Raw genomic sequence first — 14,931 nt, 5'->3', positions numbered from 1 at the left:
GGCCCCGGCGAGCAGGATGGGATAAGCGCCGCGAATCGCTTCGTGCTTGTCTGAATCAGGGCGAGCGCTACGAATCACGCCCGTTGAGCACCAGCTGCTGGAAGTCGCGGCGATCCAGGTCCAGGCGTTCGTGGATCGCGGATAAACGATCACGCTGACCGCGACGATACTGGCGTTCGCGCGCGATACGCGCGTCCAGTTCCTCCATCTCCGAGCGGTAACGCTCCAGCAGAGGCGATCCATCAGGGGCGTTGTCTTTCTGCCGCCGAATACGTTCGCGTTCGCGCAACAGCGTCGTCTCCTGCGCTTCGCTGCGCTGGATGGTCCCACCGATGGCACGCTCACGACGCTCGCGCAGCTCCTCGATCTCGTCCAACGACTCGTACGCTCGACGCAACTGGCGCTCGCGCGCGGCACGGTCCTGGCGCGCTCGCAGCGCCGCCTCCAGCTCGCGCTCGGCCTGCTCGCGCTCGGCAGCGGCCTGTGCCCGCTCCTCGGCACTCATCGGTGCCGGTAGAACCTCGCGCACACGGCCCTCGGAATCAAAGATGTGACGTTCACGCTGACTCGTTTCCGGCTGCGGAGTGCTGGAATAGTGTACGGTCCCGTCATCATCCACCCAGCGATAAATGTCCGCCTGAACGGGTGCCGCAAGGCCCAGCAACAATGCACCGGCCAACCCCGCCCGCCACAGGCTTGATCGCTCCCGGTTCCATGCACCCCAAATGACCATTTTCGAACACCTCGGACTCGTCTTCATCGCCATCATCGCCAACGGGTTCTCCGCGCTGGCCGGCGGCGGGGCGGGATTGTTGCAGCTGCCCGCTCTGATTTTTCTGGGCCTTCCCTACCCGGTCGCGCTGGCCACCCACAAGATCGCGTCGGTCGCACTGGGCGCCGGCGCCGGCTTGCGCCACCTCAAGAAAAGCACATTCGAGCCCGTACGCCTAGGCATTATCCTGCTGGCCGGTCTACCTGGGGTGCTAATCGGTGCCTGGCTGGTGCTTGGAATCCCGCCACGAGCCGGCGAAATCGCCCTGGGACTGCTGACCATTGGCCTTGGATGGTACTCCTGGCGCCGCCCGCAATTGGGGCAGGTGGTGCGCGAGGTCGGTTTTTCCTGGCGCCATGCGCTAATCGGGGCGGCGGGTCTGTTCCTGATCGGCGTCCTGAATGGCTCGCTCGCCTCCGGTACCGGGCTGATGGTCACCCTGTGGCTGGTGCGCTGGTACGGCATGAGCTACACCCAGGCCGTTGCCTACACCATGGTCCTGGTCGGTCTGGTCTGGAACGGCGCGGGCGCACTGGTACTGGGGACCTTCGGCACGGTGCAATGGGACTGGCTGCCGGCCCTGCTCGTCGGCAGCTTTGTTGGCGGCTATCTGGGCGCCTGGGCCGCCCAGCACTACGGCAACCGCCTGGTGAAACGCGCATTCGAGGTCGTCACCGTCCTCACCGGCATCGCCCTGCTCCTCCCCGTCCCCTGATCAATATCACCACGAAGCACACGAAGGCACGAAGAAGAGCAAGGTCAAAGGCTAGTTACCACAGAGGACACGGAGTTCACGGAGTTCACGGAGTTCACGGAGAAAATCGAAAGGCGACCAGCAGGATAGGTGACTTCCGCGGCATTCAACCCCGTTCCAGCGTGTGACCATGTGCTCGCGAATGTTTCTCCCGAACCATCTTTTCTCTGTGTCCTCTGTGTACTCCGTGGTGATAAAGGTTTTTCGCCTTTGACCTTGCTCTTCTTCGCACCTTCGTGTGCTTCGTGGTGAAAAAACCGGGTTATTCGGCGGCCTCGGTGTCCGTGGCCTTGTAACCGTTGATGAGATCGAAGTGCTCGATGCCTTCGAGGATGCCGCGCGCATGGGTCTCACCGGCGAAGAAGATCCGCTGGAAGCCGCGCAGGCTTTCCAGCTCCGGTTGGTGATTGCCAACCACCACACCCAGTAGCCGCCCTCGCAGCATGTCCTCGTCGTTGCCGGAATCGCCGGCCACCAGTACGTGTTCCAGTGGAATTCCCCACTTATCCGACAGATAGCGCACGGCCAGCCCCTTGGAGGCGCGCACCGGAAGCAGGTCGAGATAGCGGTCGTGCGAGTAGATCACCCGGGCGTGCAGGTCCTCGCGATAAAGCCGCGTCTCAATCGTCGAGACATCCAGGCTGCCGGACGGCTCGACGAAGAAGCTCACCTTGTGCGTGCGCTGATCGACATCGGGCTGCAGGACCAGGTTCTTTTCCTTTAGCAGGCATTCGCGCAGCCGGTCCGGCTCCCAGCGATGGCTGATATGCCGTGCCCAACCGCGATCCTCGGTCTGCTTGGTGCCGTAATGGATCTCGCTGCCCACCGAGGTGATCCAGACATCCGGCGTGGGCACGCCGTGCTCCTCCAGGATCGCGGCGGCGGAATCGATCCGCCGTCCCGTGGCCACGCCGAAGGCCACTCGTTTACGGTTGCGCTTGAGCCAAGTCACGAAGGCCCGCGTGGCCTTGTCGTCGCCCAGCAGGGTGTTGTCGATGTCCGTGATGACGGCCCGGTCCATCTGTGCCAAGTGTCCCGAGACTCGACGTTCGTGGTGCTTCTCCTGACGCACTTCGCGGGTCAATGTCTTCGTAAGCTTCACGTACTTATCGGCGTGCCCGTCCCAGGAGTAGTGCTGGCGCACACCCTTCAGCCCGGCACGCGAGTAGCGCTGCCAGCGCGGCCGATCGGCCAGGATGCCCTGGATCGCGTCGGCGATGCCCTCCGGGTCCAGCGGGTCGATCAACTGGCCGTTGTGGCAACGGGAGATGATCTCCTCCGGCCCCCCATCGTTGGTCGCCACAATGGGCGCCCCACTGGCGGCGGCCTCGATCAGGGTCAGGCCAAAGGGTTCCGTCAGCGCGGGGTTCACGAACACACCCTTGCTGGAGGCCACCAGCCGATAGAGATCCGGCACATCCTCGGAATCGTGGTGTTTTGGATACGCGACCTTCCCGTGCAGATCATGGCGATCGATCCGCAGGAGCAGATCGGTCAGGACATCGCGCGCGCCCTTGTCGAGATCCGCGATGTCGTCACGATTGCCGGCGACGATCACCAGATTGGCGTTCTCGCGCAGCCAGTCGTTGCCGGCGTAGGCCTCGACCAGGGCGCGGATATTCTTGCGTTCATCGGCACGCGACAGGGCCATGATCAGGGGCCGATCGGGCTTTTCCAGAAAGCGCCGGATCTCCGCCCAGATCGGCGGCTTGCGCTGCCCTCGCTTGGGCGGGTAGAAGCGCGCCAGGTCGGTACCCGGCGGGATCACCTCCATGCGCTCCGGCTGATAGTTGTCGTAGGTCGCGTACTGTTCGCCGATCTCCTGGCGGGTACTGGCGATGACCCGGTGGGCATGGGCCAGCGCCTCTTCCTCCGCGTGGATGCGAGTCGAGATGTTGTAGCGGGCCTCGATATCGGCATCGGACATGCCGCTCTCGCGCAGGCGCTCGCGCTTCACCCGCCCCAGCGAATGCCCGGTCTGCAGCATTGGCGCGCCCAACAGGTTGGAGAGCTGCACCGCCACGTGTCCGGCATCGGCGTAGTGCCCGTGGATCACGTCCGGGCGCAGACCGACGCGACGGATATGCCCCAGGGCGTTGTCGGCGAAGCAGTCCAGATAAGGCCAGAGCTTTTCCTTGCGCAGGTAGCGCCGGGGCCCGCAGTCGAGGCGTACGAGATGGGCCCCATCCCCGAGATCTTCTTCCGACTCGGCGTAATCCTTGGCCACCTTGCTGTCGACGACCCGTCGCGTCAGCAGGTCGACCCGACCGACCTGCGGGTGGCGGGCCAGGGCGCGCGCCAGTTCGACCGCATAGAGCGTCTGCCCGCCAGTATCGGCATCACGTCCAAGCTCCAAGTCCTGCCCACGGATCAGGCCGTGGACGCTGATCAGGACAAGGTAGAGGCCTTCGCCGTCGCGGGTCTTGCTCTGGGTCTTTTTCATGGCACCTCGGGTTCGGGGCTGCCGAACAGGTTCATGGTCTCGGGATTGTCGATCAGGGCCTGCGAGACCAGTACGGCGGTCGCCGACCAGGTCTGACGGTGGTTGGCACGACGTCCCACCAGGCGGCCATGGCGACCGTCGTAGTATTCCGGCCACTGGTCGCGATGCAGGCGCTCAGCCGCCACCGCGTGCACGCTGCGCGCCAGATCCGGCCGCCCGACGCGCAGCGCCGCGCCGGTAAAGGCCCACAGCAGCGCCGGCCAGTTACCCCCATTGTGATAGGACCAAGGGGTGTTCTTTGGGTCCGAGCCGGTCAGCAGGCGCCATTCCTCGCCAATCATCGCCGGGTAGCAGATCTTCACCGGCATGGTGCCGATCAGGTCCTCGAAGCGCTGCTCGAAGGTCTGCATGATCGAGCGCGACTGATGCTCGTCCGCCAGCCCGAACAGTACGGCCAGCAGGTTACCGAAACTGAAAAAGCGGAAATCCATCCGCCCCGGCCCCAGGTTGCCCACCAGATAACCGCTCTCGGAAGGCAGCCAGTCGACCAGCCAGTCCGGGATGCTCTCGGGGTAGATATTCAGGGAGTTCTCCGACTCGTGCCCGAAGTGCTCCGTGCGATAGCGATGGATATCGTTCAACCGCTCCAGATCCAGCCAGTAGTAGTGGCGGATATAGTCCGACAGCTGGTGAGTACGGATCGCGGACTGTTCACACAGGAGTTCGGAATCCCGGTCACAGGGCTCCAGCATCGCCAGCGAGGCTTTGAGCATCCCATAGAACAAGGCCTGGATCTCCAGCGGGTGGCCGAACACCCCCATGCGCCGATCGATCATGAAGCTGCCATCCGGCACCAACAGCGTCGGGAAGACCTCGAAGCGGTCCTGCAGGCAGATGCTCAGGATCAGGCGGATACCGCGCTGGACGTCGGCACTCTTGATGAAGTCATGGTCGCCCGTGCGGTTCTGGTAGGCACGCAACAGCAACACCCACCACATCATCGAATCCACCGGCGCCACGCGCCCGATCGCGCGATCGCCAAAGTCCGCCGCCAGCGATTCACGGCCATCGGCATCGGTAAACACACGGAAGCTCGCCGGCATCACCCGTGGCAAACGGCGGTGCCCCTCGATCTCTTCCTGGGTGTCGCGGATCTGCAGGATCAGCGAGAGAAAATCGCGCACCACCTCGGGCTCGTCGTTCAGCAAATAGACAAGCCCCGAAGGTACGAAATCGCGAATAAAACAGTCGGCGTAGTTCTCCGCGGGCGCGCGCTCGTCCAGGCTCGCTACGGAACCCACCGTGCGACCGCGATAGCGCACCTCGGCATCGCGTAGTAGCTGATAGGCAGATTCGAGCGTCGGGTTACGGGCATCAGGGGGAAGCTGGTTCATAACACCCGAGTCTATGGAAAGCGCGGCCGATGTGCACGCGCCGCGAAACCTGTCGCCAACGCGGAATCAGGCCGGTTCGGGGTGTTGCGGCAACGGCGGCTCGGCAGCGGGGCGAGCGAACAGGTAACCCTGGCAGTAGTCGACGCGGTCCTTCAGCCAGCGCCATTCGTCGACGGTCTCGATACCCTCGGCCACCACCTGGATATCCAGGTCGCGCGCCAGCTCGACAATCTTGTCGAGGATCTTCTGCTGATAGATATCTCCGCTGATGCCGCTGACCAGCTCACGGTCGATCTTCACGTAGTCGGGACGCAACTGCGACAGCATGTTCAGCGAGGCATAACCGGCGCCAAGATCGTCCAGGGCGACCTGGAACCCTGCCCGCCGATAGCGCTCCACGATCCGCGACAGGTGTTCGATATCAGTGACCTGGTCGCTCTCGATGACCTCGAACACGAATCCGCTGGGACCCATGCGATCCGCGGGGCGCGAATTGATCTCGCGTACCGTGGTCTCCAGGCAAAAGGCCGGGTCATAGATCGCGGTCGGGTTGAAGTTGATAAACAGCCGGCTCCCGATCCGGCGCTCGGTCGCCCGCCGGATGGCATTGATGCGCGCGGAGCGATCCAGATGAAACAAGAGTTCCGCGTTGCGCGCAGTCTTGAACAACTCCGGCGGCGGTATGGGATCCCCCGCCGGGGTCGAAGCGCGCACCAGCGCCTCGTAGGCGAAGACCTCGGAGGGGTCGGACGCCAGCACGATCGGCTGGAAATGAAAATCCAGCGCATCGTTGGCCAGAATCGCGGCGAGATCACGGGCGTTGTGGCGCGCAATCAACGTGGACAGCAAGTGGGTATCCTGCAGATGCCCCAGCCCGAAGTTCTCGCCTTCCGGGACAAAGGTCGCCCGACATCCGGCCTGTTCGGAGCTACTCAGCGCCTGCTCCAGTCGGACCAGCATCTCGCCCAGCCCACCGGTTCCCGCGACCGGCAATGCCAAAATTCCCGACGTCGGTTCGGCACAGGGCAACTGCTCGTCGACCATGCGCTGACGTAGCGCCGCACGGGTGTGCGCCAGGACCGGCGCGAGATACAGGGTGCCGGAGGCCGCCGGCAGAAGATCAATACGTTCACAATCGGGACAACCCACGACCACCTCTAGGGAAACGCTGGTTAATGTACACGCTCGCGCTCGAGTCGCTTTTGCGTGCGAAAAAGGCGCGGTGAGTGAAGTGTAGCCGAGTTACATAAGCGAGCCGCAACGCCGCTCCCACGCCAAAGCGGCCGAGCCCCTGCTTTCGTTCGTTTGCGGGGTTGGCGCCCCAGGTTCTCCGATCCTGCGTTGCGCCCCGGATCCATCCGAAACGGGCCGGTAGAACCACTACCCGCTGCACCACGCGCCTTGCCTCGGAAAACCTGGAGTGCCAACGCTAGCGTGTACATTAATCAGCGTTTCCCCTAGCGGTCTAGTCTTTCGCCAGGCCGACATGAACCGGGGATAATCGTCCCGGTCCACTGATAGGCCCATTCATCGTTCACAGACAATCGCACCGACCCGGAGGTTGCATGAGCCCATCCGATCGCCCCACGGACGCCGAGCTGCGCGCCCGACTCACGTCAGAACAGTACCGCATCGCCCGCGAAGGCGGAACCGAGCGGCCCTTCACGGGTGCGTACAACGACCACAAGGCCGATGGCATCTACCACTGCGTCGCCTGCGGTGCGCCGCTGTTCGACTCGCACGCCAAGTTCGATTCAGGCAGCGGCTGGCCCAGTTACACCGCCCCCGCCAGCGAGGCCGCCGTGGACGAACACCGTGACCGCTCTCTCGGAATGGAACGCACCGAGGTGCGCTGTGCACGCTGCGAATCCCATCTGGGCCACGTCTTCCCCGACGGTCCGGCGCCCACCGGCCTGCGCTATTGCATCAACTCCGCGGTCCTTGATTTTCATCCGCGTGCTTAAGGCCACTCTGATTCAGATGCACCGCCTGGGCCATGACGGCCCAGGCCTTCTACGAAGGGAATCCGATGTCTGGCCAGACCACCCCGCGTGAACACACCAATGTCCTGATCCTCGCGCTCGGCCAGGCCCTGTTCCTGATCGCCGCGGTGACCGTTATGACCCTCAGCGGCGTCGTTGGCGAAGGCCTGGCCACCGATCCAACCCTGGCAACCTTGCCGGTGGCCGCGATGATGGTCGGCACCCTCGTGACTACCCTGCCCGCTTCCCTGTTCATGAAGCGGTTTGGCCGTCGTACCGGATTTCTTCTGGGAGCCGGAATCGGGGGCTTCGGCGGTGCGGCCTTTGCTGCCGTCGGGGTATTTACAGAGTCCTTCTGGCTCTTTGTGTTCGGCAACCTGCTGCTGGGCGGATACCAGGCCTCCGCCATGTACTACCGCTTCGCAGCGGCGGATGTCGCCAGTGATGCCTTTCGGCCTCGCGCGATCTCGCTGGTCATGGCCGGCGGTGTGGCAGCGGCCTTCCTTGGTCCCTGGAATGCCCACCACACCCAGAGCCTTCTGCCCAGCGCGCCGGAGGCCGGGCCTTACCTCATGCTGGGTGCCCTGGCCCTGCTGGCAATGGCGCTGCTGGCCTGGCTACGCGTCCCTGCACCGCCGCCGGAGGAACGCGGGCCCGCGCGCCCAATGCGCGACATCCTGCCGCAGGGTCGCTTCCTCGTCGCCCTGACCGCCGCGGCGCTGGGTTATGCGGTCATGGTCCTACTGATGACCGCCACCCCGCTGGCGATGCGCCAGGCCGACTTCGACATGGCACAGGTCGCCCTGGTGATGCAGTGGCACGTACTGGGCATGTTCGCGCCCTCGTTCGTGACCGGCCACCTGATTACTCGCTTCGGGGTCACGCGCATCCTGGCGCTCGGCAACGCACTGGTGCTGTTCAGTGTGGCGATCGCCGCGCACGGGGAGACGCTGGCGCATTTCTGGCTGGCGCTATTCCTGCTGGGGGTGGGCTGGAACTTCCTGTTCATTGGCGGCAGTACGCTGTTGACCACTACCCATAGCGCCACCGAGAAGGGCAAGGTTCAGGGTGTGAACGACCTGACCATCTTCACGCTGGTCACGGCCGGGTCGCTGCTGGCCGGGGCGCTGCTGCGGCCGCTGGGCTGGGATGGCCTGAATCTGGCCATGCTGCCAGTGATCGCGCTGCTGACCATCGCCATCGCCTGGCTCTGGTTCGACGACGCCCGCGCCCCGGCCCGCACCTGAGCTCGCCCCACGACAACCACGAACGAGCGCGCACTGGGCCTCCTTGTCTCTGATTGGCTGGGCGTGATTCGAGATCTCGAGTTAAGAGTGCATTCGGTCAGCCGCCTGCCTCGTGATGGCAGGTCCTGGTCCGTCCTCGGGTGTTTACGGTGCCTTCGCCCCACCCCCTACCCTGCCGTGGCTAGGCCCGGATCGTCGCTTGGTGTTTACGGTGGCTCCGATCCGCATACTGCCTGGCGCTGACTCGCCAGCGCGCCCCGAGGTCCTTTCTTGCTTGCCCAAGAAAGGACCCAAAGAAGGGCACCCGGATTGCGCCCGGGAACCTCGCTCCGGACGCGCTGGGCCGGCGGCGCTGAACTCGCTGCGCCTTCGGCTCCGCTCAGACATCCAGCGCCTTCTCCCGGCCCATCACGCCCTCCGCGAGGGGCTCCATACGGGAGGGGAAGGTCAAGACATAAGGTATTCCGGCTCCACGAAACAACAATGGGCCCTGCCGCCTGAAAGCCCCCGGCGCCCGCGTGCGGGCGCGGCACGCACCGGCCCAAGGCCGAGCGTGCCCAAGATGTCCGAAGACCCAGCCTTCATCCACTGGCACGATCGTCGGGACAGCCGTTGTCTTGACCTGCCTCCCCGTTGTCGTCGCGCCGAGTGGAGAGGGTTTTCGCGGGAGAAAAGGCGCTGGATGTCTGAGCGTAGCGAGTTCAGCGCCGCCCGCGAAAAGCCTCGGAGCGAGGGAAACCCCGGCCCGCGCAGCGGGCCGGGGTCGCGGCAGTCGGGCGTGTTTCTTGGGTACTTCTTTGCACGAGCAAAGAAGTACCTCGCGGCGCGCTCGCGAGTGAGCGCCGGGCAGTATGTGGACCGAAGGCACGTAAACACCAGCAACGAACCATGGCCAGCCACATCAGGGCTGGCGACTGGCACTCGACGGTCAGGGCTCAGCGCGAGGGGCGGTGGCGGCGCGGGCACCGCGGCGCTCGCCGTCGACGTCGTCGATCTCGTCGTCCAGGTCGTGCAGGCGCCGGGTATTTGCCAGCGGCGAGGTCGTGCCGCGCGCGACCAGGCGATACGCCGCGGGGATCACAAATAGGGTGAACAGCGTGGCAAACAGCACCCCGGAAAACACCGCCACCCCGATTACGAAGCGGGTCTCCTGACCCGGTCCGGAGGCCAGGATCAGCGGAATGGACCCGGCCACGGTGGTCAGCGCCGTCATCAACACCGGCCGCAGACGCATACGTGCCGCCTCGACCACTGCCGTATCAAAGTCACGCCCACGGTCGCGCAACTGATTGGCGAACTCGACGATCAAGATGCCGTTCTTCGCGGCCAACCCGATCAGCATGACCATCCCGATCTGACTGTAGATATTCAGCGTCTGGCCCGTCAGATGGAGTCCAAGCAACGCTCCGACCACCGCCAGCGGAACCGTCAGCATGATCACAAAGGGGTGCACGAAGCTCTCGAACTGTGCTGCCAGAACCAGGAAGACCACCAGCAAGGCCAGCGCAAAGACGAACAGGATCGCCTCGGAGCCCGCGCGAAGGTCCAGCGATTCCCCCTTGTAGTCAATGCCGGCCTCGGCTGGAAGCAACTCGGCGGCCAGTTCATCCAGGGCATCCAGGGCCTCGCCCAGCGTCATGCCATCCGCCAGCCCGGCGGTCAGGGTGACCGCCCGCGAGCGGTTGTAGCGTTCCAGAGAGGACGGCCCGGCCTGCTCTTCGTAGGTCACCAGACTCGACAAGGGCACCATGTCCCCGGCGGACGAGCGTACATAGAGGTTGTCGATATCCCCCGGCGTACGCCGCTGGTCGGTCAGCCCCTCCAGAATGACGTCGTACTCCTCACCCCGGTCCACGAATGTGGTGACATCGCGCCCGCCGAGGACGATATCCAGCGTGCGGCCCACGTCCAGCATGGATACGCCCAGGTCTCCGGCCCGGTCGCGGTCCAGGCGCACATTGAGCTGTGGCTGGGTCGGCTCATAATCGAGATCGACCCGGGTCAGCCCTGGTATCTCGGTGGCGGCCTCGCGCATGGTCTCGCCCCATTCCTCGAGCTGCTCATAGTCCGGCCCGGAGATCACAAACTGTACCGGCGGGCCGACACGACCTCGCGACAGCCCTTGGCGCATGACCACCCGGGCCTCAACACCGGGCATCTCGTCAACAATGTCGCGAATCTGCTCGATGACCTCCTGCCCCGAGACATCGCGGTCATCCCAGTGCTCAAGGATCGCGATCACGAACCCGTTGTTCATGAGTTCCGAACCCCCAAAACCGCGCGGGGTGCGCACCAGGGCACGACGGATCGGGCCGTCCTCGACCAGCGGCATGATCCGGGCTTCGACCTCGGCCATCTGCTGGCTCATGTATTCGAAATTGGCCCCCTCGGGCCCGTCGACCATCACGAAAAACGCGCCACGGTCCTCCTGCGGCGCGAACTCTTCGGGAAGGGTGTCGAACAGATACCAGGCCGCCGCCAGCACGGCCGCCAGGATCGGGACAATCAGCCAGGATGCCTTCAGGCCCGTCTGGAGGGCACGCCCGTAGCCGCGCTCCAGGGCCGCAAACCCGCGCCCGATATAACGCGCAGCACCGGTTTCATCGTCCCCCTTGTGCATCAACCGCCCGGAGAGCACGGGTGCAAGGGTTAGCGCCACCAGGCTCGAGAAGAACACGGCGATCGCCATGGCGATCGCGAACTCGGTGAACAGGCGCCCAACCGTGCCCTCGAGGAACGCCAGCGGTACAAACACCGCGATCAGTACCGAGGTGGTCGCCACAATCGCGAACCCGACCTGCCCGGCCCCGCGATAGGCCGCCAGGAGTCCGGGTTCCCCCCGCTCGATTCGACGATGGATGTTCTCCAGCATGACGATGGAGTCGTCCACCACCAACCCAACCGCCAGCACCAGGGCCAGCAGGGTGAGCAGGTTGACCGAAAAACCGAACAGGGTGATCCCGATAAACGCGGCGGTGATCGCCACAGGCACGGTGACTGCGGGGATCAAGGTGGCGCGCCAACTGCCCAGGAACAACCAGATCACGAACACGACCGCGGCCGTCGCAACCGCCAGGGTGATGTAGACCTCGCGGATCGCGCCCTCGATGAACACCGACTCGTCGTAGGTGGTCACCAGCGAGGTGCCTTCCGGGAGGCTGTCCTGCAGATCTGCGGCCATGGCCTTCACGCCATTGGCCACATCCAGGACATTGGCGTTCGACTGACGGATAATCCCCAGCCCGATCATATCCTCGCCATTGCCGCGGAACTCACTGCGCTCGGTATCCGCCCCGATGTTCACATCGGCCACGTCACCCAGACGAACCAGCTGCCCCTGCTCGCCGCGTTTGAGCACCAGATTGGAGAAATCCTCCGGCGTTCGATACTGACGGTCCACCCGCACGGTGAACTCGCGCTCGACCGATTCCAGGCGCCCTGCCGGGAGCTCGACGTTTTCCTCCTCCAGGGCGTTGGAGATATCCAATACCGTCAGCTCGCGCGCCGCCAGTGCCTCGCGGTCCACCCAGATGCGCATGGCATAGCTGCGGGCCCCGCCACGTCGGACCAGGGCTACGCCATCCACGACGGAGATACGATCGATCAGGTTGCGCTCGGCGTAGTCCGCCAGCTCCAGCGCGTCCATCGTGGTACTGGACAGGTTGAGCCAAAGGATCGGGTTGGCATCGGCATCCGCCTTGGTCACCTCGGGCGGATCGATATCCTCGGGCAGGTCGCGCATTGCGCGACTGACGGCCTCGCGCACGTCATTCGCCGCCGCATCCAGATCGCGGTTCAGGTTGAACTCGATCGTAATTTGGGACTGGCCGTCCTCGCTGGAGGACTCCACAAAACGGATACCCTCGATGCCGGCAATCCGATCCTCCAGCCGCTGGGTTACCTCGCGCTCGATGATCTCGCCACTGGCACCGGGATAAACGGTGTTCACCGTGACCACGGGCGGATCCACATCGGGGTATTCACGCAGCGGAAGACTGTTGTAGGCGATCAACCCGAAGGTGATCAGCAACAGATTGAAGACAATCGCCAGTACCGGCCGACGATTGGCGACATCCGAGATGATCATTGGCCGGAGCCGCCCCCACCGGCCCCACGCGGTACGCTCGGTGGCAACACTCGAACCTCGCGCCCATCACGCACACGCGAAACGCCCTCGGAAACCACGACGTCACCCGGATCGAGCCCCGACAGAACCTCGGCGTAGCCGGGGTCTCGGCGGCCGATGCGGATGCGCACGCGCTCAACGGTTTCGTCTTCGGTCAAACGAAATACGAAGTGCTGGTCCGCCACCTGGCGGATCGCGCCCTCCGGCACGGCCAGGCGGTCCACCGGATCCAGCGACAGCCGCACATTCACCAACATGCCCGGCCGCAGAACGAGGTCTGGGTTTTCCACTCTTGCCCGCACGATCAGGGTACGAGTGGAGACATCCATACGGTTACTGACAGCCGAAACCTGCCCCTCGAATTCGCCTTGAGCACTGCGGCCATGGATCACGCGACCGAGGTCAATCACCCCGGCATGGCGCTCGGAGACCGCAAAATCCACCTTCACTGTGGCGACATCATCCAGTTCGACGACTGGAGTTCCGGGGCTCACCAGGGCCCCTGTGCTCACCTGGCGCAGACCCAGACGGCCGGAGAACGGCGCGCGGATCTCGCGGTTCGCAACACGCGCCTCCGCGGCAGCCAGTCGGGCCTCCGCTTCGCTCAATCGGGAACGCTGCTGATCGACTTGCTGCTGGGTCACCACACCATCCGCCACGCGGTCGCGCACGCGCTCCAGCTCGCGCCGGGCCTCGTCGACCTGAACGCGGATCTCGCGCACGGCCGCACGCTCTTCCTCCGCATCCAGCCGCACCAGCAACTGCCCCGCCTCGACCTCGTCGCCGTCGTCAAACAGCACCTCGACGACGCGCTCGGTCACGCTGGCCGTGACGGTGACCGATTCACGGGCCTCCACCGTGCCCAGGGATTCCACTCGGGTCTCGAAGGTCCGAGGTTCGATAACGGAAGTGCGAACGGGGGTGCGGGTGTCACGTTCGGATGGTGCCTCATCGAGCTCGGCCGAGTCGTCGCCTTCACTCTGCAGCGGGTCGATCGCGTGCCAGGCGGCCCAACCGGCCGCCACCACGATCAACAAGCCCAGCAACCACCCAATCGCCTTCACTCGGCACTCCCCTCAGCATAAGTGTGGCCCGGGGATCGCCCGGGCCACGGAACACGGCTTCGTTTTCGGTGCCGCCACAAGTGTAACGACCGTCACATTTCGTCGGCGTTCCGCAGTGCTGCGGGCAACGTCCCGAGCGGTCGGCCATGCGGCGCACTGTAATCGATCACCGGCCCCTTCGGCACGATGCCGCTGGGGTTCAGCATCGGGTGACTCCCGTAGTAATGCGCCTTGATGTGATCCATGCGTACCGTCTCCGCCACGCCGGGGCGCTGGTAGAGCATGCGCAGGTAGGCCGCCAGGTTCGGGAAGTCCAGCAGGCGCTGACGGTTGCACTTGAAGTGGCTGTAATACACCGGATCGAAACGCACCAGCGTGGTGAACAGCCGCCAGTCCGCCTCGGTCAGCCGGTCCCCGACCAGGAAGGGCTGCCGCGCCAGACGCTCTTCCAACCAGTCCAACGCCTCGAACAGACGGTCGAAGGCCGCCTCGTAGGCATGCTGGGTGGTCGCAAACCCGGAACGGTAGACACCATTGTTCACATTCTCGTAGACCCGATCGTTGACCGCATGGATCTCCTCGCGCAGGTCTTCCGGATAGAAATCCAGGGTGTTGCCGGTGATGTGATCGAAGGCGCCGTTGAACATGCGCACCAGATCTTCGGACTCGTTATTTACGATCCGGTCGGCCTGCGTGTCGAACAGTACTGGCACGGTAATGATGCCGGTGTAATTCGGGTCGGTCCGGGTGTAGAGCTCGTGCATGTATTTCGAACCGTGCACCCGGTCCCCGGTGCAACCATCGCAGTCGTCGAATGACCAGCCAGGATCACCCATGTAGTGGTGAACGACCGACAAGCCGATATGCGACTCCAGCCCCTTCAGCTTGCGCAGGATCAGCGTGCGGTGCGCCCAGGGACAGGCGTAGGAGACATACAGGTGGTAGCGCCCGGATTCGGCAGGATACCCCCCCTCGCCCAGCGGACCGGGCGAGCCATCGGCGGTCACGTAGTTGCGGTACTGCTGGTCCTGACGCACGAACTCGCCGTTCTCGTCGGACTCCTCGTCCAGCCAGCCCTCGCGCAGCTCGCCATTGATCAAGAGGCTCATGTGGGCTTCTCCAGGGTTCCGGCCCGCCGGGACACAGCAC

Annotated in this window: 10 protein-coding genes and 1 pseudogene; 3 read left to right on the top strand and 8 right to left on the bottom strand. The window is 64.5% G+C overall.

Translation table 11 applies throughout. The annotated features are described in order from the left end of the window. Window positions 1-67 precede the first annotated feature (67 nt). Window positions 68-733, bottom strand: a complete 666-nt coding sequence (locus D002_RS0108045) for a DUF4124 domain-containing protein (protein ID WP_196800110.1) — start codon at window positions 731-733, stop codon at window positions 68-70. Between D002_RS0108045 and D002_RS0108040 the strand changes: the two genes are divergently transcribed. Then, a complete protein-coding gene (locus D002_RS0108040) occupies window positions 726-1,487 on the top strand; it encodes a sulfite exporter TauE/SafE family protein (RefSeq protein WP_018141404.1) in 762 nt (253 codons plus the stop codon). The two genes, D002_RS0108045 and D002_RS0108040, sit on opposite strands and share 8 nt — an antisense overlap. A gap of 301 nt (window positions 1,488-1,788) precedes the next feature. On the opposite strand, the gene D002_RS0108035 is transcribed toward D002_RS0108040, so the two are convergent. The 3 genes from D002_RS0108035 to D002_RS0108025 form a co-directional block, all read right to left on the bottom strand. Continuing rightward, on the bottom strand, window positions 1,789-3,969 hold the full coding sequence (locus tag D002_RS0108035; RefSeq protein WP_018141403.1) for an HAD-IIB family hydrolase: 2,181 nt from the start codon (window positions 3,967-3,969) through the stop codon (window positions 1,789-1,791). Next, entirely contained in the window at window positions 3,966-5,363 is a 1,398-nt protein-coding gene (locus tag D002_RS0108030) for a glycoside hydrolase 100 family protein (protein WP_018141402.1), read from the bottom strand. The genes D002_RS0108035 and D002_RS0108030 overlap by 4 nt, the downstream gene beginning before the upstream one ends. Window positions 5,364-5,429: 66 nt before the next feature. After that, on the bottom strand, window positions 5,430-6,512 hold the full coding sequence (locus tag D002_RS0108025; protein WP_026181608.1) for an EAL domain-containing protein: 1,083 nt from the start codon (window positions 6,510-6,512) through the stop codon (window positions 5,430-5,432). Between the two features lie 416 nt (window positions 6,513-6,928). On the opposite strand from D002_RS0108025, the gene msrB reads away from it, so the two are divergent. Together msrB and D002_RS0108015 are read left to right on the top strand one after the other, a co-directional pair. Next, on the top strand, window positions 6,929-7,327 hold the full coding sequence (gene msrB / locus D002_RS0108020) for a peptide-methionine (R)-S-oxide reductase MsrB (protein ID WP_018141400.1): 399 nt from the start codon (window positions 6,929-6,931) through the stop codon (window positions 7,325-7,327). A gap of 65 nt (window positions 7,328-7,392) precedes the next feature. Further along, window positions 7,393-8,592 carry an MFS transporter gene (locus tag D002_RS0108015; protein WP_026181607.1) on the top strand — a complete coding sequence of 400 codons (1,200 nt, stop codon included), beginning with the start codon at window positions 7,393-7,395 and terminating at the stop codon, window positions 8,590-8,592. 379 nt (window positions 8,593-8,971) lie between these two features. Here the strand turns inward: D002_RS0108015 and D002_RS13965 are convergent. The 4 genes and pseudogenes from D002_RS13965 to D002_RS0108000 form a co-directional block, all read right to left on the bottom strand. Beyond that, a pseudogene (locus tag D002_RS13965) lies at window positions 8,972-9,177 on the bottom strand (hypothetical protein). Window positions 9,178-9,520: 343 nt separating this feature from the next. Then, window positions 9,521-12,679 (bottom strand): efflux RND transporter permease subunit, encoded by a 3,159-nt coding sequence (locus tag D002_RS0108010; RefSeq protein ID WP_018141398.1) that lies wholly within the window; start codon window positions 12,677-12,679, stop codon window positions 9,521-9,523. Continuing rightward, window positions 12,676-13,782, bottom strand: coding sequence for an efflux RND transporter periplasmic adaptor subunit (locus D002_RS0108005; protein ID WP_018141397.1), 1,107 nt, complete (start codon window positions 13,780-13,782; stop codon window positions 12,676-12,678). Before D002_RS0108005 ends, D002_RS0108010 begins: the two co-directional genes overlap by 4 nt. A 92-nt stretch (window positions 13,783-13,874) precedes the next feature. Then, window positions 13,875-14,891 (bottom strand): glutathione S-transferase family protein, encoded by a 1,017-nt coding sequence (locus D002_RS0108000; RefSeq protein WP_018141396.1) that lies wholly within the window; start codon window positions 14,889-14,891, stop codon window positions 13,875-13,877. Window positions 14,892-14,931: the final 40 nt, after the last annotated feature.

It is taken from the genome of Thioalkalivibrio sp. ALJ7 (assembly GCF_000376865.1).
GTDB lineage: Bacteria > Pseudomonadota > Gammaproteobacteria > Ectothiorhodospirales > Ectothiorhodospiraceae > Thioalkalivibrio.
Note: the sequence above shows the minus strand (reverse complement) of the source record. Positions and strands in the feature narration are given on the sequence as shown.